This is a genomic window from Pseudomonas fluorescens group sp. (assembly GCF_020093335.1).
Classification (GTDB): Bacteria; Pseudomonadota; Gammaproteobacteria; order Pseudomonadales; family Pseudomonadaceae; genus Aquipseudomonas; species Aquipseudomonas petroselini.
The window spans coordinates 199,207-220,113 of sequence record NZ_JAIOKW010000005.1 but is presented as its reverse complement, the minus strand read 5'-3'; the positions used below and the strand labels follow the sequence as shown (position 1 = coordinate 220,113).

At 62.4% G+C, this 20,907-nt stretch carries 13 protein-coding genes; 5 read left to right on the top strand and 8 right to left on the bottom strand.

Going from position 1 to position 20,907, the window contains the following annotated elements; all coding sequences use genetic code 11:
- Positions 1-72 precede the first annotated feature (72 nt).
- The 4 genes from glmU (at position 73) to K7431_RS08355 (ending at position 4,716) form a co-directional block, all read left to right on the top strand.
- Positions 73-1,440, top strand: coding sequence for a bifunctional UDP-N-acetylglucosamine diphosphorylase/glucosamine-1-phosphate N-acetyltransferase GlmU (glmU, locus tag K7431_RS08370; protein WP_015886643.1), 1,368 nt, complete (start codon positions 73-75; stop codon positions 1,438-1,440).
- A 227-nt stretch (positions 1,441-1,667) separates the two neighbouring features.
- The gene (locus K7431_RS08365; protein ID WP_015886642.1) at positions 1,668-2,435 is read left to right on the top strand and encodes a DeoR/GlpR family DNA-binding transcription regulator; all 768 of its coding nucleotides are present in this window, start codon (positions 1,668-1,670) and stop codon (positions 2,433-2,435) included.
- A gap of 10 nt (positions 2,436-2,445) precedes the next feature.
- On the top strand, positions 2,446-4,278 hold the full coding sequence (gene glmS, locus K7431_RS08360) for a glutamine--fructose-6-phosphate transaminase (isomerizing) (RefSeq protein ID WP_015886641.1): 1,833 nt from the start codon (positions 2,446-2,448) through the stop codon (positions 4,276-4,278).
- Positions 4,279-4,338: 60 nt separating this feature from the next.
- Positions 4,339-4,716, top strand: coding sequence for a hypothetical protein (locus K7431_RS08355; RefSeq protein ID WP_015886640.1), 378 nt, complete (start codon positions 4,339-4,341; stop codon positions 4,714-4,716).
- Here K7431_RS08355 and pbpC read toward each other — a convergent pair.
- The 8 genes from pbpC to K7431_RS08315 form a co-directional block, all read right to left on the bottom strand.
- Positions 4,713-7,013: a penicillin-binding protein 1C gene (gene pbpC / locus K7431_RS08350; RefSeq protein ID WP_015886639.1), complete on the bottom strand. Its 2,301-nt coding sequence runs from the start codon at positions 7,011-7,013 to the stop codon at positions 4,713-4,715. The two genes, K7431_RS08355 and pbpC, sit on opposite strands and share 4 nt — an antisense overlap.
- A complete protein-coding gene (locus K7431_RS08345; protein ID WP_015886638.1) occupies positions 6,994-12,798 on the bottom strand; it encodes an MG2 domain-containing protein in 5,805 nt (1,934 codons plus the stop codon). The genes pbpC and K7431_RS08345 overlap by 20 nt, the downstream gene beginning before the upstream one ends.
- Positions 12,799-12,989: 191 nt before the next feature.
- Positions 12,990-13,922, bottom strand: coding sequence for a phosphatidate cytidylyltransferase (locus K7431_RS08340; protein ID WP_015886637.1), 933 nt, complete (start codon positions 13,920-13,922; stop codon positions 12,990-12,992).
- A gap of 1 nt (position 13,923) precedes the next feature.
- Positions 13,924-14,544 (bottom strand): lysophospholipid acyltransferase family protein, encoded by a 621-nt coding sequence (locus K7431_RS08335; RefSeq protein WP_015886636.1) that lies wholly within the window; start codon positions 14,542-14,544, stop codon positions 13,924-13,926.
- A 9-nt stretch (positions 14,545-14,553) separates the two neighbouring features.
- The gene (locus tag K7431_RS08330; RefSeq protein ID WP_015886635.1) at positions 14,554-14,997 is read right to left on the bottom strand and encodes a hypothetical protein; all 444 of its coding nucleotides are present in this window, start codon (positions 14,995-14,997) and stop codon (positions 14,554-14,556) included.
- Positions 14,987-16,285 (bottom strand): phosphatase PAP2/dual specificity phosphatase family protein, encoded by a 1,299-nt coding sequence (locus tag K7431_RS08325; protein ID WP_015886634.1) that lies wholly within the window; start codon positions 16,283-16,285, stop codon positions 14,987-14,989. The genes K7431_RS08330 and K7431_RS08325 overlap by 11 nt, the downstream gene beginning before the upstream one ends.
- Positions 16,286-16,287: 2 nt before the next feature.
- A complete protein-coding gene (locus K7431_RS08320; RefSeq protein WP_015886633.1) occupies positions 16,288-18,042 on the bottom strand; it encodes a bifunctional alpha/beta hydrolase/class I SAM-dependent methyltransferase in 1,755 nt (584 codons plus the stop codon).
- Positions 18,043-18,052: 10 nt separating this feature from the next.
- The gene (locus K7431_RS08315; RefSeq protein ID WP_015886632.1) at positions 18,053-18,676 is read right to left on the bottom strand and encodes a CDP-alcohol phosphatidyltransferase family protein; all 624 of its coding nucleotides are present in this window, start codon (positions 18,674-18,676) and stop codon (positions 18,053-18,055) included.
- A 319-nt stretch (positions 18,677-18,995) separates the two neighbouring features.
- Here K7431_RS08315 and hflK point away from each other — a divergent pair, with 319 nt between their 5' ends.
- Positions 18,996-20,900, top strand: a complete 1,905-nt coding sequence (gene hflK / locus K7431_RS08310) for a protease modulator HflK (protein ID WP_015886631.1) — start codon at positions 18,996-18,998, stop codon at positions 20,898-20,900.
- The last annotated feature ends 7 nt before the right edge of the window (positions 20,901-20,907 follow it).

Genomic DNA, 20,907 nt, shown 5'->3' with positions numbered 1-20,907 from the left:
GCTACCCTTTTTCTTTTTCAGCAAAACACTTCGTTGGTCTGACGCCGGACCGCCCAGGATTGGTAGCCATTCATGTCTCTTGAAATCGTCATTCTCGCCGCAGGCCAGGGCACCCGTATGCGTTCGGCCCTGCCCAAGGTGCTGCACCCGGTTGCCGGCAACTCCATGCTTGGCCATGTTATCCACAGCGCTCGACAACTCGACCCACAGCGCATTCACGTGGTGATCGGTCACGGTGCGGACGTGGTGCGTGAACGCCTCGCCGCAGACGACTTGAATTTCGTTCTCCAAGACAAGCAATTGGGTACCGGCCACGCCACTGCGCAGGCGGTGCCGTTCATCACCGCCGATACGGTGTTGATCCTCTACGGCGACGTACCGTTGATCGAAGTGGAAACCCTGCAACGCCTCCTCAAGCACGTCGTGCCTGGCCAGATGGGCCTGCTGACCGTCGAACTGGACGACCCTACCGGCTATGGGCGCATCGTGCGTAATGCCGACGGCAAGGTCGCGGCTATCGTGGAGCACAAGGACGCAAGCGAGGCCCAACGCGCGATCACCGAAGGCAACACCGGCATTCTTGCAGTACCGGCCAATAAGCTCGCTGACTGGATGAGCCGTCTGTCCAACAACAATGCCCAAGGCGAGTACTACCTCACCGATGTCATCGAGATGGCCGTGAGCGATGGCCTGCTGGTCGCCACCGAACAACCCCACGACCCGATGGAAGTGCAGGGCGCCAACGACCGTAAGCAGCTTGCAGAGCTTGAACGCCACTATCAGTTGCGCGAAGGTCGTCGCCTGATGGCCCAGGGTGTGACCCTGCGCGACCCGGCACGCTTCGATGTGCGCGGAGAAGTCAGCGTGGGTCGCGATGTGCTGATCGATATCAACGTGATCCTCGAAGGCCGTGTGATCATCGAAGACGACGTGGTGATCGGCCCTAACTGTGTGATCAAGGACAGTACCCTGCGCAAGGGGGCGGTGATCAAGGCCAACAGCCATATCGATGGCGCCGTAATGGGGGAGGGCAGCGATGCCGGCCCGTTTGCGCGGCTGCGTCCGGGGACAGTGATGGGCGCCAGGGCGCACGTTGGCAATTTCGTCGAGCTGAAAAACGCGAAAATGGGTGACGATGCGAAGGCCGGCCACTTGGCCTATCTCGGTGATGCCGTGATCGGTGCTCGCAGCAACATCGGCGCTGGCGCAATCACCTGCAACTACGACGGTGCCAACAAGTACCAGACCACTATTGGTGAGGACGTATTTATCGGCTCGAATAACTCGTTGATTGCGCCAGTGACTATCGGTGATGGTTCGAACACTGCCGCGGGCTCAACCATCAACCAGGATGTGGATAAGTCCCAACTGGCCGTAGCCCGCGCCCGCCAACGCAATATCGACGGCTGGAAACGCCCGGTCAAAATCAAAAAGACCTGAGTTATCCACAATTTCACAGGCAGCATAACGCCAATGTGGGAGGGGGCTTGCTCCCGATGGCGGTGGTTCAGTCGATGCAAAGTTGACTGATCTGCCGCGATCGGGAGCAAGCCCCCTCCCACATTTGTTTTGTATAGCTTGAAAAAATGAGGTTTGCTGCTTGACGATCTTTCGCCGATAGGTTTTGATTGCCTTCGTTATCTTTCGAAACGAAACTTATCATCGCCATGTCGAAACGAAATACACCCCAACGGCGCCACAACATCCTGACCTTGCTCAATGAACAGGGCGAAGTCAGCGTGGACGAATTGGCCAAGCGTTTCGAAACCTCGGAAGTCACCATCCGCAAGGACCTGGCCGCGCTGGAAAGCAACGGCCTGTTGCTGCGCCGCTACGGTGGCGCAATCACCATGCCTCAGGAGCTGGTGGGCGATGCCACTCAACCGGTGTCGGTCTACAAGCGTGCGATTGCGCGTGCTGCGGTCATGCGCCTGCGCGAACACGCACGCATCATTATCGACAGCGGCAGCACCACCGCCGCGATGATCCCCGAGCTGGGCCACCAGCCCGGCCTGGTGGTGATGACCAACTCCCTGCACGTGGCCAGCGCCTTGAGCGAACTGGAACACGAGCCGGTGTTGTTGATGACCGGCGGCACCTGGGACCCGCATTCGGATTCGTTTCAGGGCCAGGTCGCCGAGCAAGTGCTGCGATCCTACGACTTTGATCAACTGTTCATCGGCGCCGACGGCATCGATTTGCAGCGTGGTACCACCACCTTCAACGAATTGCTGGGCCTGAGCCGTGTCATGGCCGAGGTCGCCCGTGAAGTGGTGGTGATGGTCGAATCGGACAAGATCGGCCGCAAGATTCCCAACCTGGAACTGCCCTGGAGCAGCGTCCATACCCTTATCACCGATGATCGCCTGCCGCTTGAGGCCCGCGACCAGATCCAAGCCCGCGGCATTACGCTGATATGCGCGGCAATCATCTAGGAGAAACACCATGTGTGGCATCGTAGGCGCAGTCGCTGAACGTAACGTAACCGCCATCCTGCTCGAAGGCCTCAAGCGCCTGGAATACCGTGGCTATGACAGCGCCGGTGTGGCCGTCTTCACCAATGCCGGCAAGCTCGAGCGCATGCGCCGCCCGGGCAAGGTCAGCGAGTTGGAGCAAGCCCTGCTTGGCGAGCCGCTGGTCGGTCGCCTGGGGATTGCCCACACCCGTTGGGCGACCCACGGTGCGCCGTGCGAACGCAATGCCCACCCGCACTTCTCCGGTGACCTGGCGGTGGTCCATAACGGCATCATCGAAAACCACGAAGTGCTGCGTGAACAACTCAAAGGCTTGGGTTATGTGTTCACCTCGGACACCGACACCGAAGTCATCGCTCACCTGCTCAACCATAAACTCAAGGACCTTGGCGACCTGACCGTCGCCCTGAAGGCCACGGTCAAGGAACTGCACGGCGCCTATGGCCTGGCCGTGGTCAGCGCCAGCCAGCCCGACCGCGTGGTTGCCGCCCGCAGTGGCAGCCCGTTGGTGATCGGCCTGGGCCTGGGTGAAAACTTCCTCGCCTCCGACCAACTGGCCCTGCGCCAGGTCACCGACCGCTTCATGTACCTGGAAGAAGGCGATATCGCCGACATCCGCCGTGAAAGCGTGCAGATCTGGGACGTTAACGGTCAATCCGTCGAGCGCGAAGCCGTGCAATACCGCGACGGTGCCGAAGCCGCCGACAAAGGTGAATACCGCCACTTCATGCTCAAGGAAATCCACGAGCAGCCAGCCGTGGTGCAACGCACCCTGGAAGGTCGCCTGAGCCAGAACCAGGTACTGGTCAACGCCTTCGGTCCGCAGGCTGCCGAACTGTTCGCCAAAGTGCGCAACGTGCAGATCGTGGCCTGCGGTACCAGCTACCACGCCGGCATGGTTGCCCGTTACTGGCTGGAAGAACTGGCCGGCATCCCGTGCCAGGTGGAAGTCGCCAGTGAGTTCCGCTACCGCAAGGTGGTGGTGCAACCCGACACCCTGTTCGTGACCATCTCCCAGTCCGGCGAAACCGCCGACACCCTGGCGGCCCTGCGCAATGCCAAGGAGCTGGGCTTCCTGGCCAGCCTGGCCATCTGCAACGTCAGCATCAGCTCCCTGGTGCGCGAATCCGACCTGACCTTGCTGACCCAGGCCGGTCGCGAAATCGGCGTGGCCTCCACCAAAGCTTTCACCACCCAACTGGTTGGCCTGTTGTTGCTCACCCTGTCCCTGGGCCAGGTTCGCGGCACCCTGGCCGAAGGCGTCGAAGCGACCCTGGTCGAAGAACTGCGTCGCCTGCCAACCCGCCTGGGTGAAGCCCTGGCAATGGACAGCACCGTGGAAAAAGTCGCCGAACTGTTCGCCGACAAGAACCACACCCTGTTCCTTGGCCGTGGCGCGCAATACCCAGTGGCGATGGAAGGCTCACTCAAGCTCAAGGAAATTTCGTACATCCACGCCGAAGCCTACCCGGCCGGTGAGCTCAAACACGGCCCATTGGCCCTGGTGGATGACGACATGCCGGTGGTCACCGTGGCGCCGAACAACGAACTGTTGGAAAAACTCAAATCCAACCTGCAGGAAGTCCGCGCCCGTGGTGGCCAGCTGGTGGTGTTCGCCGATGAGAAAGCCGGCATGACCAACGGTGAAGGCACCCACGTCATCAACATGCCGCACATCAATGACACCCTGTCGCCGATCCTCTACACCATCCCGCTGCAACTGCTGTCGTACTACGTTGCCGTGCTCAAGGGCACCGACGTGGACCAGCCGCGCAACCTGGCGAAGTCGGTGACGGTGGAGTAACCCGCTACGCCCTGGAGACCCGCCCGGGTCTCCAGGCTACCGCGAAAGGACGCGACCTCGATGCAAACCCCCTCCCTGATCCACCAACGTCTGAACAATCGCCGATTCACTGTCGCCAACAACGCCCAAGGACTATCTGGCGCGGGTACGGTGTTTCATTACCTTGTTGAAGGTGATGCCATTTCCGGCACTTACCAGGGCGGGCGGATTCGCCTGGGTACGCAAGTGGGGCGAGTGACCGGTGCGGATACCATCGAACTGCTGTATCAGTGCCTGACCTTGGAAGGTGAGCTGCTGTCCGGTTGGTCGCGTGGCAGGGTCGGCCTGGATCAAGCCGGGCGGCCTACCCTGAGTTTTGTATGGGGCTGGTTGTCGGGCGCGTCGGGAGGCGGAGAGTCAAACTATGTCGAGCTTGTCGAGCGTGTGAGTTATTCCTAAGGCACAAACTCCACCTTCAACCCCCGACCCGCACTGCGCCCCTGGTCATCCGTAACCCGCAACCGATACTCCCCCGACTTGCCCGGCCGCCAGTTCAGCGTGGTTTGCGGCGGGCCTTGGCCGATCAAGGTTTGATCAGCAAACCAATACAGCATCGCCGCATCGCTGGCGGCGTTGGCATTCAGCGGGATGCTTTCCTGCGGCTGGGACAGGCGCAACTGATAGCTCACCTGGGTCAACGGCGAACGGATCTGCGGTGCTTCGCTTGAATCACTGACGCGGTTGGGCTGGCAGTTTTTCATCACGTTGGGCGGTGTGCGCCTTGGCAGTCCGGCGGCGCGGTACAGGCGTTGCACGTCGCTGGGCCAGAATTCGAAGACTTCTTCGCGGGTGTATTGCGCCTCGAACGGCGGGCATGCGGCCTTGCCGGTGCGGGTGTCGATCAGCACCGGGCGGTGCAGGTTGGACACGCGAATCGGCGACACGCCGGGGATGTACCAGGTCTTGCGGGTTTGCGGGCACCAGCGGTTGGGCAGTTCACCGGAGGCGGCGCAGACGTCGATGCGCACCAGTCCAGCGGGCGGCTTGTCAGGCTTGATCACCACCGTGGGTAAGGCCAGGGGCAGGGCGTCGGCGATGCGGAAGAACAGCGGCGCAGCGGTTTTGGCACCGATAAACGCCGGGTTCGGTCGGCCGTCGAAGTTACCCACCCACACCACCAACACATAGGGGCCGACCAGGCCGGCGCTCCACGCATCGTGAAAGCCCCAGGAGGTGCCGGTTTTCCACGCGGTGCGCCAGTGACGGCCCGGCAGGCCATCCGGGCGTGGGTTGCGCCGCAGCATGTCGCGCACCATAAAGGCCGCCTGGGGCGTGAGCAGTTGGGCGCCCGTGGTCTGGGGCTGTTCCTGCACATAGCGCAACGGGCGCAGGTGCCCATCGCCAGCCAGCATCACATACAGCTGCGCCAGTTCTTCCGGGGTCATCTCACCGCCACCTAGGGCCAAGGCCAGGCCGTAATGGCTTTCGTCGCGCAGGCCTTTGATTCCGGCGCGTTGCAGCAGCCCGTACAAGGACGGCGACTTGACTTGGCTGGCCAGCCACACTGCCGGGATGTTGCGACTACGGATCAGGGCATCTCGCGCTGTCAGCGGGCCGACAAAACTGCCGTCGAAGTTTTCTGGCTGGAAGTAGCCGAAGTTACTCGGCAGGTCTTTGAGGATGCTCATAGGGTGGATCACCCCTTGATCGAGCGCAAGCCCATACAGAAACGGTTTGAGCGTGGAACCGGGCGAGCGTCGCGACAGCACGCCGTTGACCTGCCCGTGGATGCCTGTGGATAAGTAATCCGCCGAACCCACCAGCGCTTTGACGCTCTGGTCGCGGCTGTCGATCAGGATCGCCGTGGCGTTTTCCACACCCGTACTGCGTCGCTCGGCGATAAAGCCGGTGATCAGGCGTTCGAGCAATTGTTGCAACGGCAGGTTGAGGGTGCTGTTCAGTTCATTACCGACCTGGGAGGCCAGCAGCTGTTCACTCAGGTGCGGTGCCAGGAACGGGATCTGCTGGCGGTTGCGCGCTTCGAGGGGCAATTGCAGCAGACTGTCGTTACGCGGGTCTTGTGGATAAGTCTCGCGCCAGTCGTTCATCAAGCGCAGGCGGGCGTTTTGCAGCGACGGCCCGAAGCGTGCGCGCCGGCCTGGCTGCTGGGGAATCACCGCCAGCGCCAGCGCCTCGGACAACGACAGCTGCGCCGCCGACTTGCCGAAATAGATACGACTCGCCGCCTCGGCCCCTTCGATATTGCCGCCCATGGGCGCCAGGTTCAGGTAGGCCTCCAGGATGTCGTGCTTGCTGTAGCGTGCTTCCAGCCACAGCGCCAACGCCATCTGCTGCAATTTGCCTGGCACCTGGCGTGTGTTCAGGTCCCACAAGCGCCGTGCCAATTGCATGCTCAAGGTCGAGCCGCCCTGGCGCTGGCCACCGCTGTAGGTGGTCATGGCGGCGCGCAGCAATGCCGGGGGATTGATCCCCGGGTGCCAGTAGAAATTGCGGTCTTCCTTGAGCAACAAGGCTTCGACCAGTGAAGGAGAGATCCGCTCCAGCGGTAGCCATAAGCGGTATTGCCCGTCATCCGCCAACGTCATGCGCAGCAGCGAACCGTCGTCGGCCAGTACCACCCGCGATGAGGTCACAGTCTGCTCGAGCGGGGCATGGGGCCACAGCCGCAACCCCGCCAGCACCACCACCGCTGCGAGCAGCGGCGGCGTCAGGCGTTTAAGGCTTGGTAATTTCAAGCTGGCCTACTTTGCCGCGCCCTTGCAGGGTGGTTTCGTACATGCCTTCGGCGTAGGCCGGTGGCGTGTTGAAGGTACCGGCGTTGGTGGCGCGCACGCGGTACACGAACGTGCCGACATCACGCAGTGCGGTGCCGTACAACACCACCCGATCATCACGCACGTCCACATACTCCGGCTGCCAGTTGCTCAGTTCGGTTTCACCGATGGGCGCTTGCCAGCTTTGTTCTTCCTGGCTGTCTTCTTCGACGTACTCGGACTCTTCACCCTCACTTTCCTCGCTGCTGGCGGCTTCCGGCTCCGGCGGCAAGTTATACACAGGCTCGACGCCACCGGGCAGCAGGTCGACCACGGCCACTTGCTGCACCTGATCGCGGTCGGTAGCCCGCAGGCGCAGGCGCACCAGGAACTCATCACCCACGGCGACCTTGCTCACCGGCTCGCCCTTGAGGTCGAGGTATTCGTGGATGATTTCCAGCCCGTTATTGATCGGCTTGAGCTTGGCGCCCTTGTCGAAACCGGCTTCGCTGAGCATGTAGAACGCGGCCGGACCGTCGGATTTTTCCATCACCAGTTTTTGCGTGTTGCCCGGCACGGCGGCGCGCGGCGGCTGACCGGCCATCTCCAGCAATTGCTGTTGCTTGTCACCCAGCCAAGCGGTGGCCTTGAGGGTCATGTCGCTTTGCGCACGCTGGCCGTAGTTGTCCAGCGCGCGCAGCAACAGGGCCGCCGACAGCGAGTTGTAACGCTGTTCGTTGAGGCGCTTGCCGAGTTTATCCAGCAACGTCGTGGGCACATCGTCCATCAGCTCAGGGAAGTGGCGCGCCAGCAGGTGCAGGTGTTCGGCGTCGTGCACCAGCGGGTCGTAATACAGGCCGTCGCTGTCCCACTTATCCACAAGCGAACGCCATGGGATTTTGCGGAACAGCGTATCGGCCTGGCGATCCTGCTTGAGCAGCTTGTAACTGGCCGCCAGGTAAGCGGCGCCCAAGTCGTTCTGCCAGCTGTCCTTGAAGTAGCTTTCGTAGCGTTCGCGGATATCGCTCAATGCACCACTTACCAGAATCCCCTGACGGCTCAACAGGTAACTGGCGTAGGCACGGTTGCGCAATTCCGACAGGCCTTCGCTAGGACCATTGGCCAGGTCTGTCAGATACGCATTCGAGCGCACCAGCAGGTCCTCCGGCACTGGCAACCCGCGCTCCTTGGCTTCGATGAGGAAGTCGGTGGCGTAGAGGCTGGCGTATGGTGCCACGTCCGGGTTGGCCGCCCACAAACCAAAGCCGCCGGCCTGGTTCTGGCGTTGGCGCAGCATGCGTACCGCGCTGCCGAACGCTTGTTCGGCCTCGGGTGCATTGCCGCCCCAGATCAATGCCGGCATGGCCTTGGACACCAGTTGCTCGGTGCAGGCGTAGCCGTAGTCATCCAGGTAATGCTTGAGGCCGTTGGCCCATACCAGCGGCGAGGCGGCCACGCCCAGTTGCACGTCGCGCAGTTGGCTGAACAGCTCGCGAGTGGGTTTGAGCTCCTTGCTGGCGCTGTCGAAGCGGCCCAGGCTCAGGGCAACGCGATGTTCGCTCAGAGGGCGGATCGAGGTGGTTTCCGCCACCTGGATACGTTTGCCGTCCGGCAGCACTGCGATAAAACGCAGGTCTGCCGAGCCGAGGGTGTCGCCGACCTTGATCTTGAACTCGGCTGTGCCTTCCTTGCGCGGTTGCAGCGACAAGGTATTGCCCTTGTCGCCCTGCACAACCAGGCCAGCGCTGGTCTGCACTTCAAACTTCACGTCCGCCGCCGCGTCGAGGTTACTGAACACTCCGGCGCTGACGTTGAACACATCCCCCGGCGCCACAAAGGCCGGCACGTTTGGCGTGATCACGATCGGCCCGCGCACCTCGGTATTGGCTTCGCTGACGCCGACACTGTCGCTGTCCACTGCCACCGCGAACAGGTGCAGCTTGCCGTTGAAACTGTCCGGCACCTGGTAATGCAGCACGGTTTCACCGGCCGGTAAGTCCACCAGCCCGGACCACCAAGCCACCGGCGGCTGATGTTTACGCTTGAACGGGTTGAGATGATTGGCCAGGGCGCCTTCCGTATCGCCACCGGGCGCTGCCCCACTGAGCAGGCGGCTGAATTCCGGCAGGATCAGGTCAAGGATCTGACTGGTGCCGACCTCCAGCGCACGCTTCTGGAAGAAGAAGCCCAGCGGGTCCGGCGTCTGGTAGCGCGCCACTTGCAGGATGCCTTCGTCTACCGCGTACACCACAGCGCGGCCCGGACGGTCAGCGTTGACCTTGATATCCAGCGTCTGCCCCGGCTCAATCTTCGCCGGGCCTTCAACCTTCAATGCCATGCGTCGGGCATCCAGGTTGATGCTGAACGGCACCACGCCGTAGGACAGCGGGCTCATGTACACCTCGGCCGAACCCATATCGCGCACAAACTGCACGTTGACGTAGGCATTGCCCTCAAGCCCCGCAGGTACGCGTATGTGCTGCACGCTGTTGGTGCTGTCGGCCTTGAACCACTGCTGGGTGTAGACCTTGTCGCGTTCGATGGTGATCAAGCCGGCACCGGTATACGGGGCACGAATGCTGATGGCGATCTCATCACCGGTGGCGTAACTGCGTTTATCCAGGCGCAATTGCAGTTCGGCATTGCGTTCCAGCGAGCGCGACGTGTTGCCACGTCCGGCCACGCTGTAGTCGATCTGGTTGAGCAGGTTGCCGTTGGCGTCTTTCAGTTGCAGGGTGAAATCGCCCGGCGCTGACGTGTTCAACGTCTGCTTGGCGCCTTCTTTCGTCATCGCCAGCGGCGAGGCGGGCTGGCTGATGTTCTTGATGCGCGACTCGTACTTGTAGGTGCCGTTGGACTGTTTCACCAGCACCGACACATAACGGTGTTCGACCACTTCGCTGGTCAGGCCGTCCACCGCCACCGGCGTAAGGTCCGGCGCGACGGCCAGCCATTGCACCTGGCGCGGCGCATCCTTGGCGACGTACGACAGCGAATCCTGACTTTTCACACCGACCAGATAAGGTGCGGACGACACCAGCAAGGCACTTTGCGCCGCGACATTACGGCCGCCTTCGGCCTCGAACACCTGGGTCATCACCTGAAGGCGGTAGGTGCTGTTGGCGAAGCGTTGCAGGTTGAGGTCGAGCACGGCCTGGCCGTTGTCGTCGACGGTGGTTTCGGCCAGGTCTTCGGTGCTGGCCTCTTCCAGGGCATCGTTGAGGCGGAAACGGTAATCCGGGTAACGGTCAAACGCTGCGAGCGTCGGGCTCAGGGACATCTTCGCGGTGACACGACGCCCTGATGCCGGAGCGCCGAATAGGTGCATGGCGGTGACCTTGGCCACCACCTGGTCCGGTGGAATCCAACCCTGAACAGGCGTGTCATGCAGGCTCAAGCTGACCTTCATGCGGTCCGGCTCGAAGTCGCGGACCTTGAAGTTGACGCTGCCCAGGTCGGTGCGGGTTTGCTTTTCGCCAATCAACTGCAGGGTCGCGGTGTACTCCCCGGCGGGGGCGACTTCGCTGCTGGGGAAATCAAAGGTCTCAAAACCGCTGGCGGACAGCTTCAGCGGCTGGCGAATCACCTCCAGCCCGCGCGGGTCGGTGATTTGCAGCTCCACCGGCAAGCCTTGCAGTGCGCCCTTCCAGTTGCCGCTGCGCACAATCATGCCCAGATGTGCCGTTTCGCCCGGCCGGTACAGGCCACGGTCGGTAAACAGGTAGGCGCTGAGGCGATCAATCGCGCCGTCCTCTTCCAAACCGCCTACGTCGAAACGCGACAAATCCAACTGCTGGGACTGGCGGGCGATCGGCAGGAACGACTGGTCATTGCCGCGAGTGACCACATACATCAGCGGCGTTTTCTCACGGCGCAGTTCATCGAGCTTGGCGAAATGCGCGTGGCCTTCGCCGTCAGTGTGGCCGCTGCTCACCGGCAAACCGTTGCGGCCGATGATGTCGACTTGCGCGTCGGCGACTGGCGAACCATTGCCGATGGACTGCACATACACATCGTGGCTGCCATCGCTGGAACGCTTGGCGATGATGCCCAAGTCCGTCACCACGATAAAACGCAGGTCGCTGGTGCTGCTGCGGTCGTACTCGAACGTGCGCGGGGCCGGGTCATCCTGCGGGCTGAGCTTGAGCACGAAAATGCCGCGCCGGCCGCCATTGGCGGTGAGGTAGCGGCTGAGGTCGACATTGTCGTAGACGGTTTTCGCCGGGTCATTGGATGACAGCGGGATATCCAACGACTGACGCTCGACCATGCGATCGAAATACTCATTGCCGAAATTCGGCCGGGCAAAGCTGCCGCTGCTCTGGTCCACCAGGTGTTGCAGCTGGTTGGGCAGCAAGCGGGCGATTTCTACATGGGCGCCGGGTACACCACGGGCCATAAAGCCCAGGCGTTTTTCACCGTTGAGGCTGAGCAAGGCGCCGTCAGACAGGAACTGAAGGGTGCGCGGGTACGCCGGCATGCTGATCAGCGACGCCGTAGGGTTCTTCGCCAGATAGCCGCCGATGGCTTCCAGGTTGGCGGGCACGCGTACATACACCGCACGGCCTGCCGGGGCCTTGAACTTGAAGGCGTGCAAGGTATTCAGCGGTTCGACGCTGGGCACGTGGGTCAGGTTGACCTTGGTGCTGCGGGCGAGCAGGGCGTCATCTATGTCGTTGCTGTTGTAGGGACGCGTGTCGTCCTGGGCTTTTTCCGGCAGCAACCAGGCCTGGACCTTACCAGCGATGGTTTCGTCGGCCACGGCGCTGGAGCTGCTGAACATCAGCACCGGCTCCGGCTCGCCACGTGCGTTGTCGACAAAGCTGACTTCGGCCCCGGTGAAGGTCAGGCGATAGCGACCGGGCACGGTGACTTCCGCCACCAGTGGGGCGGCGCTGGCGTTGCCGCCGTCGCGGGCCTTGATGCCGTCGTCGAGTTTGGCGCTGACCGGCGTGCTTTCCAGTGGGGTAGCCAGGGCGGCGGAGCGTACGTAGGCGTTGAGTTTTTTCTCGTCGAAGGTGATTTCCGGGCGGTTGGGCAACTGGGCGTCGCGGTAGGCCAGGCCTTTGCCGAGGGTTACTGTGACGCGCTTGCGTAGGTTGTCTTCATCCACCGGGTGGGAAAAATGGAAGGTCGCCACCAGCTGTTTCAGTGTCGGATTGGACGGGTCCTGATACAGCTCGTTTTGCGCCAGGGTGGCGCGGAACGGTTGGGTGGAAAACTGCGTGCTGTATTGGTCCAGCAACACGCCGTCGGCCAGCAGGTTTTTCTTTGCCAGGTCGACGGTGTAATGAGCGTCGATGGGCCAGTCTTTTTCCGGTACGAACAACAGGCTGCGGTCATCCGCCCAGCGCCAGGTGCCCGCGACCGCGGGTTTGAGGGTGATGCCCTCGGTGACCGGCTTGCCGATGGCCGCCAGCGGGGCCACGGACTCGCCGAAACGCACCTGCAAGTTATCCACAACCGGTGTTTGCTGGGTGTAATCGGTGAGGTTCGGTTTGTGCAGCGAATAGCTCGCGGTATGCGGCTGCGGCAGGTTGGAATACCAGTGCCAGCCATAGAAGCCGGCGGCGGCCAGCAAGACCAGCCCTAATAAACCGGCACCGGTTTGACGTGGATAAGCGCGGGCTTTGCTGCCCAGGTTCGCCAGCCCACGGCCGATGGCACGCAGCCAGACTGGCGGATGCCATTGGCCAAAGACGGCCCCCACCACAGTCAATAACGCACCGACAATGCGGCGGCTGATCGCTTTGAACGAATCGAACATGGTGAGCATCCCTGGCTAAGTGCGGCGTATCTTACACGCGTCTTTGATACAAAAGATGACGCGATTCGCCGCCCCGCTAGGCGTGTTGCATGTAAGAGCGAGTCAGCTACCACTATGTTGTCTGACACACCGTCATCGGGGGCAAGCCCCCTCCCACATGTTGATCGTTATTTGGCTTTAGAGCGGTGACCTCAGGTCCACCAGTAGCGCACGAGGTGGAAGAAGATGGGCGCGGCGAAGCACACCGAATCCAGCCGATCCAGCATCCCGCCGTGCCCTTCGATCATATGCCCCCAGTCTTTGACGCCGCGATCGCGCTTGATCGCCGACATCACGATGCCGCCGGCAAACCCGAGCAGGTTGATCAGCAGCGCAATCAAGAACGACTGCCACGGGTTGAACGGTGTGGTCCACCACAGTGCTGCGCCGATCAGGGACGAGAGCAGAATCCCGCCGACGAACCCTTCCACCGTCTTCGAGGGTGACAGGTTCGGCGCGATCTTGTGTTTGCCGAACAGCTTGCCGCACACGTACTGCAGCACGTCGGACAGTTGCACCACGATTACCAGGTAGGCGATCAGCAGCAGGTTGCGGCCCTCGTAGCCGGGGATGTCGAGGGTCAGCAGGGCGGGCACGAAGGACACGCAGAACACCGCGATCATCAGGCCCCACTGCACCTTCGAGGCGCGCTCCAGGAAGTGGGTGCTGTCGCCGCCGAGGGAGGCAAGGATTGGCAGCAGCAGGAACACGTACACCGGGATGAAGATCGAGAACAGCCCGTACCAGTCGGCGTAGATGAGCAGGTATTGCAGCGGCAAGGCCAGGTAGAACGCGGCCACCAGTGCCGGGTAGTCGCTGCGGCGGGTGGGCGTGAGGGTGAGGAATTCGCGCAGGGCGTAGAACGACACCGCGTAGAACAGCAGGATCACTGCGGCGGTGCCGAGCCAGAAGGCGATGCCGATCACCACCACCATCACCCACCAGGCGTTGATGCGGGCATTGAGGTTTTCGACCACCGCGTTGGGCGTGCCACGGGTGCGCAGCTTGAGGATCAGGCCGATCAACGAGGCGAGCACCAGGATCGCGCCGATGCCGCCGAACAACATCAGGGTTTGGCTATCCATGTCAGACATGCTCCGGGGCAAGGGCGAGCAGGGCATCGCGGGTGCGGGCGAGGAAGGCGGCTTTGTCTTCGCCGTCTTCCAATTGCAGCGGCGCGCCGAAGCTGGTGGTGCACAGCAGAGGCAACGGCAACACGCGGCCCTTGGGCATGACCCGGTTGAGATTGGCGATCCACACCGGGATCAATTCGGCCTGTGGGTAACTGTTGGCCAGGTGATACAAGCCGCTTTTGAACGGCAGCAGGCCGTCTTCGAGATTGCGCGTGCCTTCGGGGAAGATGATCAGCGAGTCGCCGCTTTCCAGGGCGTTAAGCATCGGCTGCAACGGGTTATCCCCAGGGTTCTTGCGTTCGCGGTCGATCAACACGCCGTTGAACACGCGGTTGATGATGTAGCGGCGCAAGGCGCTTTTATTCCAGTAATCGCTGCCGGCAACCGGGCGCGTGAATTTGCGCAGGTTCTGCGGCAGTGACGCCCACAGCAACACAAAGTCGCCGTGGCTGCTGTGGTTGGCAAAATAGATGCGTTGCACCGGCACCGGCGCGCACCCCAGCCACAGGCTGCGCGCTCCTGTGACGGTGCGGGCCATAGAGGTAATCAGCGTGGCGACCACGGGTTCGAACATGGGGGTTCCTTATCCGGCGAAAGGCAGCCAAGGGCTGGCGAGGATCACGCCCAGGGTCAGCAGCGCTTGCGCGCCGAGTAGCCAGGCTTGTTTGCGCAACAGTTTGAGCGCGCCGCGACGACGCTCGGTCCAAGGCCGGCCGGCACGCTTGGGCGACTGCAGGCCGAGGGTTTGCAGGGCCTGGTCGAGGTCTGCGGTGCGCTCGATGTCACGGGCCAGCAGGGCGAACAGGTCAGCATCGAAGGCCACGCGCAGCGCCCAGTACTTTTGCAGCAGCCCGAGGATAATCATCCACAGGCTCAGCAGCAGGCAGATAGGCGCGACACTCGCCATCAGCAGTTGCGCCAAGCCGAACAACACGCCGACCAAGGTCAGGCCTGTGGATAACTGATCCAGCGAACGGCCACGTCGCAATAGGCAGGCGACCACCTGGAGTTCCATATCAGCCGGCATGGGGCAAACCCTCCAACGCTTGACGGTGTGCGGGGTGCAGGACCACATCGGCCCGCGCTGTACGAATGATAGTCAGCGCATGCTCTACCGTCGCGGCGCGCCCTGAGTGCAGTAACCAGGCGGCGACGGCCGTTGCGCTGCGTGAGTAGCCGAGGGCGCAGCACACCAGCAAGGGCCCATTGGCGCGCAGCCGCTCGATAGCGTGCGCAGCTTGCAGGCATTCGTCGGGCGTGGGGGCGATCAGGTCCAGCACGGGGATGCATTGATAGGCGCGGCCCTGTGGATTAATCGGCAATTCAGCACAGAGATCGACGATGGCCTTGAAGGGCGACTGCTCGCTTGTCGTAGGAATTCGACCAAGCCAGACGTTATCCACAATCAGGTCGGGTTGTGGATGTTTGCGCGTCCACAGGCGCGAGTTGATCCGTGCGGCCGCCAGATACGGCGCATACAGCCAGCGCGCGGCGGGCGTCAGTTGGCCATCGGCGCGTTTCTGGAAACCCGAAGCGCCCAGCACCCCGTAATTGGCGTTGATCAACGCCAGAGACACCGCCGGCCACAGTATCCACAGCCAACCACCGCCCAACACCAAGGCAAGAATGCCCAGTACCAAAGCAGCCAGCCCGTAGCGTATGCCCAACCCCCTGCGCTTGGGGTCCCGCGTCAGCCGCGCGTTCAACAATGGGCTCGGATGCTCCACCGGCCAGAGCCACACACATATCCACCCGGCGAGGGCGCCTGTGGGTAAGTCGATAAAGTGATGTTGATAAGTGGTCAGCACCGAAATACCGATCAATGCGAACCAGCCATGCACCAGCCAACGCCACAGGCCTTGGGTATGGCGCTGGTACATGACCCACAGGATCACCAGCAGCGCGATATGCAGCGATGGCGCCTGGTTGAACGGTTTATCGAAGCCCGCCAGCACGGCGAACAGCCAGCCGAATACGCCGTCCAGTTCCGGCCGTTCGAAGGTGAAGCGCAACGGCCAGATCAGGAAGCAGCTGACCGCAATGACCTGGGCTGACAGCAGCCGCAGCGCATGCTGTCTCAACTCATGCCGACTATTGGGCAGTAGCAGGGAAAACCCGTAGAGCAGGTCGATGGACCAGTAGGGCACGATGGTCCATGCCCAGAACGGCATATGGGTTTCCCAGCCGAACACCAGCGTGCCGACGTCGCTGCGCTGGCTGGTCACCCACGTGGCAAAGCCGTAAGTGCTGAAAAACAGCGGCGCCAACAGCAGCAGCCAGAGGACCGCTGGTTTCAACAAGCCGGGTTCGCGCATGTTCAGATCTTCTGTGCCAGGGACACGGTGAAAATGCCCCACTCATCCACACGCTGGGTGATCTTGCGGAAACCGGCGGCTTCCACCAGTTGGTCCATTTCCGCCTGGCTGCGCCGGCGCATCACCCAGGCCTGGCCCTGGCGATGGCTGGTCAGCGCCCGGGCGATCAGTTCCAACTGCGGGTGCCACGGTTGGCCGGTGTAGACGAGGTAGCCACCCGGCTCCACGGCTTCGGCCAGTCCGGCCAATGAGCCGCCGACCATGGCGTTATCGGCGAACAATTCATACAACCCGGACACCACCGCCAGCGTCGGTTTTGGGTCCAGCGCCGCCAGATCCAGGCGGTCGAACGCATCACCTTTGACGAACTGCGCGATATCCCCAAGGCCTTTCTCACGGATCAGTGCACCACCGTCGCGCACGTTGATGTCGCTGTAGTCGCGTAGCAGGATCGATTCCGGCAGCGGTGACACGCCCTGCAAGGCTTCAAGAATGTAGCGACCGTGGCCGGCAGCGATGTCGACGATGCGCACTTCACGCTGTTCATCCCGCAATGTGGCCATGGCCAGGCGCAGCAGTTCCTCGACGTTCAGCTTGCGTTGGCGGATGCCGCGCCAGCCGATGGAATTGAGGTAGTTGGTGTCGATCATCCGCCCCAGCCCGCCCTTGCCGGTGGGGGTGTTGCGGTACACGTAGTCCAGGGTGCTGCCGGAGTCGAAACCGGTATCGAAGCCCAGCTTCACCCCGTCCGACAGGTTCTTGCCCAGGCCCATGCTGGCGCGGGTCAGGCGCCAGTACAGGTCGCGCAGGGAATTGCGCGGCAGTGGCGCGGCGAGGGCTTCGGATTCGACGCAGGTGGCGCCCAGTTTGTCCGCATCCAACAGCGAGGCGCGGTCCAGCGGATGTTCGAAATTCTGCAGGATAAAGCGCCGGGCGCTGTTCACGGCGGTGGCGCGGTCGCGTTCGCCGAGGGTGTCGTGGAAGAAACCGGGGAGGATATGCAGCTCTTTTTTCAGGCTGCCAAGGCGGTCGAAAAATTGCTGCTGGGGTTTGCGATGCACCACAAAGTCCGAGCCCGAAACCAGCAGTTGAGTCGGCACCTGGATCGCCTGGGCATCGGCTACTACCCGGTCAGCCGCTTCATACAGGCCGAGCAGCACATTCACCGAGATCGCCTTGGTGATCAGCGGGTCACTGTCGTAGGAGGCTACGCGTTCCGGGTCATGGCTGAGGAACTTGGCCTTGACGTAGCTGTTGACGAAAAAGTTGCCGCGAAACTTGCGCATCAGCGCCAGGCCCGGCCGCGCGAACGGCACGTACAGCTTGACCTTGAAGGCGGGGGAGGCAAGCACCAACGCGCGGATTTTCGGCGCGTAATCGTGCACCCAGGTCGCAGCAATCACCGCACCGACGCTTTGGGCGATGACAGCTAAGTGCTCTTCCTCGATGCCATAGGTGGTGCCGATGTGGTCGCAAAAGGTCTGCACATCACGGGCGCTGGTGGCGAAGCTGGGGCTGTCACCACGCTCGCCGGGGGACTGGCCGTGACCACGGGCGTCCCAGGCGAAGAAGTCGAACTGCGGCAGGTTCAGTTCATCGACCAGATGGGCGATACGCCCCGAATGCTCATGGCCGCGATGGAACAACACAATCGCCTTGCGTGGCTCACCGTCTGCTGGAGCGGCAGCCGGCCAGTGCCGGTAGAAAAGCTCGACGCCATCATGGGTACTGAAGGTGTGCTCTTGCTGTTCGCGCATCGCAAAATCCTTATGCAGAAGGGGAAGTATCTTGTTGTTCGTTGAGGCCTTGGCGCACCCGATTGAACAGGGTGTAGGCGAGCAGGGCGGCGACCAGCCACATCACCCCGTCGACCCAACCGGCGCCCAGCCAGCCCAGCGCCACGCCGGTGGCCAGTACGCCGAGTACGAAGGCGCGATCACTTTTGCCCATCGGCCCGTCGTAGCGGCGCGATGCACCCACCATCGGCCCCAGCACCCCGGCGTATTCACTGAACACCGCCAGCAACGCCACCAGCAGCACGGGCGCCAGGCTCACACCGGGGATCAGCGCAAACGGCAGGATCAGCGCGCTGTCGGCGATCACATCGCAGAGTTCATTGAGGTAGGCACCCAGGCGTGACTGCTGGCCGAATTCTCGGGCGAGCATGCCGTCGATGGCGTTGAGGGCCATGCGCAGGATCATCCACAGCGGAATCAGCGCAAACAGCCAGAGGTGTTGGGCGAAGCTGGCGATCAACAGGCCGACCAGCAGGGAAACCACGCCGGCCAGCACGGTGATCTGGTTGGCGGTGGTGCCGTTGTCGTAGAGGCGCTGCACAAGAGGACGCAGCAGGTTTTGAAAGCGCGGCTTGAGCTGATAGATCGAAATCATGGGGGTGACGCTTCCTTGTCCGTGGGCCCGCGAAAAACTGTTTTGGAGTGTGCCGATTAAATGTGGCTTGCACCAGTGATGGCGCGTGTTTATGGGGGTTTAGTCACGATCTTGACGGTGCGGTAGATCAAATGTGGGAGGGGGCTTGCCCCCGATGGCGATGGGCCAGTTGAAACCGGTGTTGGCTGACACACTGCTATCGGGGGCAAGCCCCCTCCCACAGGGTAACGGTGTGCCGCTTAAAGCGATGTTTTTCGAACAAAAATTTCACGCATCGTGTTATATCGTAACGAATTATGTACAAGCAGGCGTTGAGTGGATGCAAGTGGATCTGGAAGCTGACGGCGCTTCGGTGGAAGGCCTTCCGCGTTTTCAACAGGGGCTGTTCCATGCCCGTCGATTGCGCCAGGCCGGTATCAGCCTGACGGTGCTGGGCGTTGCCGGTTGGGTGTTGGCGCTGTTTGTCGCGCTGTTTGCGCCGCTGTCGATCTGGCCGGTGGTGCTGATCAACTGTGCGTCGGCGTTGCTGCTGCTGGTGGCCGGGTTGCAATCGGCGTGGTGGGTGGCCGATTGGCGCGCCCAGGCGTTGGAGGCACCGGCGGTTGAAGTGCAGGTCGAAGACACGCGCCGCTACGCACGCCTGGTTGAGCGTTTTGGCCAACAGATCGGCGCGCCGGTGTTGTGGCTTGGCGGTTGGTCGCTGTTGGCGCTGGTCAGCATTATCGAATTCTGGAACCTGGCGTTACCCGCCGCACCGATCGGTCAATCGGCAAGCATCGGTGCCGCGCTGGCGCTGGCCTTGGCGTTTGGCCTGTTGGTGTTCGAGCGTCGCCTCGCTCAGGAAACCGCCGCGCAATGGCCGGAAGCCTCGCAACTGGCGCAGTTGAGCCGGGTGGCGATCATCTGCCTGGTGGTCAGTGCGGTGTGCCTGCTGTTTGCGGGTGCGGCGTCGGTATGGCCGTTGCGCCTGGCGGCACTGATCGGCCTGCTGCCGGCATTGGTCGCGCTGGAGTTTCTATTAAGGGCCGTGCTGTCGCTGTTCAGCCCGCGCCAGCCACGGCTCGAGCCCCGCCTGATGGCGCAAAGTTTTATCGCCGGATTGCTGCGTTGGCCGCCTCAACCTTTGCTCGCGTTGCAGCATGAATTGCACAACCGCTTCGGCATCGACCTGCGCCAGATCTGGGCGTTTACCTACATGCGCCGGGCGTTTCTGCCGGTGTTGCTGGTGGTTCTCGCGGTAGGCTGGGCGCTCACCGGTGTGCACGAAGTACCCCTGCAAGGCCGTGGGATTTATGAGCGCTTCGGTAAACCCGTCGAGGTGTTCGGCCCCGGTCTGCAGGCGGGCTTACCGTGGCCGTTGGGGCGTGTCATCAGCGTGGAAAACGGCGTGGTGCATGAGTTGGCCACCAGTGTCAGCGACGCCGCCGCCCCGGAGCTCGCCCCCGCCGAAGGCCCGCCGCCGTTGATTGCCAACCGGTTGTGGGACGCCAGCCATGTGAATGACAAATCCCAAGTGATCGCCAGCAGCAGCGGCGACAAGCAGAGCTTCCAGATCGTCAATATGGATGTGCGCTTCGTCTACCGCATCGGCCTCACCGATCAGGCCGCGCTGGCCGCCACCTACAACAGCGCGGACGTGCCGACCCTGATCCGCAGCACCGCCAGTCGCATCCTGGTGCACGACTTTGCCTCGCGCACCCTTGATGAGTTGCTCGGCGAACAACGCACCCGCCTGGCCGACGAGATCGGCCGCGCCGTGCAGGCGGACCTGCAAACACTCGACAGCGGCGTGGAAATCCTCGCGACCGTGGTTGAGGCGATCCACCCACCGGCCGGTGCCGCCAATGCTTATCACGGCGTGCAAGCCGCGCAGATCGGCGCCCAGGCCCTGATCTCCCGCGAGCGCGGTGCAGCCAGTGAGCAAACCAACCAGGCGCTGCTGCAAGCCAGCACCGCGCATGATCAGGCCCAGGCCACCGCGCGGGAAGTGAATGCCGGTGCCCAAGCCGCCGACCTGCGTTTCGCCGCCGAACAAAAGGCCTACGCCACGGCCGGCCAGGCGTTCGTGCTGGAGCAATACCTCGGCCAACTCAGCCAAGGCCTGGCCCACGCCAAGCTGCTCATTCTGGATCATCGCCTGGGCGCCGATAGCGCGCCGACGATCGATCTGCGTTCTTTTACCTTGCCGGCCGATCCCTCGGTGCCGCGTAAAGCCGTTCAATAAGGAGTCG

Excerpts from the sequence above, each read along its gene's own strand:
- glmU (WP_015886643.1), top strand. The coding sequence starts at position 73 with ATGTCTCTTGAAATCGTCATTCTCGCCGCAGGCCAGGGCACCCGTATG.
- K7431_RS08365 (WP_015886642.1), top strand. The coding sequence starts at position 1,668 with ATGTCGAAACGAAATACACCCCAACGGCGCCACAACATCCTGACCTTG.
- glmS (WP_015886641.1), top strand. The coding sequence starts at position 2,446 with ATGTGTGGCATCGTAGGCGCAGTCGCTGAACGTAACGTAACCGCCATC.
- K7431_RS08355 (WP_015886640.1), top strand. The coding sequence starts at position 4,339 with ATGCAAACCCCCTCCCTGATCCACCAACGTCTGAACAATCGCCGATTC.
- K7431_RS08345 (WP_015886638.1), bottom strand. The coding sequence starts at position 12,798 with ATGTTCGATTCGTTCAAAGCGATCAGCCGCCGCATTGTCGGTGCGTTA.
- K7431_RS08340 (WP_015886637.1), bottom strand. The coding sequence starts at position 13,922 with ATGGATAGCCAAACCCTGATGTTGTTCGGCGGCATCGGCGCGATCCTG.
- K7431_RS08335 (WP_015886636.1), bottom strand. The coding sequence starts at position 14,544 with ATGTTCGAACCCGTGGTCGCCACGCTGATTACCTCTATGGCCCGCACC.
- K7431_RS08330 (WP_015886635.1), bottom strand. The coding sequence starts at position 14,997 with ATGCCGGCTGATATGGAACTCCAGGTGGTCGCCTGCCTATTGCGACGT.
- K7431_RS08325 (WP_015886634.1), bottom strand. The coding sequence starts at position 16,285 with ATGCGCGAACCCGGCTTGTTGAAACCAGCGGTCCTCTGGCTGCTGCTG.
- K7431_RS08320 (WP_015886633.1), bottom strand. The coding sequence starts at position 18,042 with ATGCGCGAACAGCAAGAGCACACCTTCAGTACCCATGATGGCGTCGAG.
- K7431_RS08315 (WP_015886632.1), bottom strand. The coding sequence starts at position 18,676 with ATGATTTCGATCTATCAGCTCAAGCCGCGCTTTCAAAACCTGCTGCGT.
- hflK (WP_015886631.1), top strand. The coding sequence starts at position 18,996 with ATGCAAGTGGATCTGGAAGCTGACGGCGCTTCGGTGGAAGGCCTTCCG.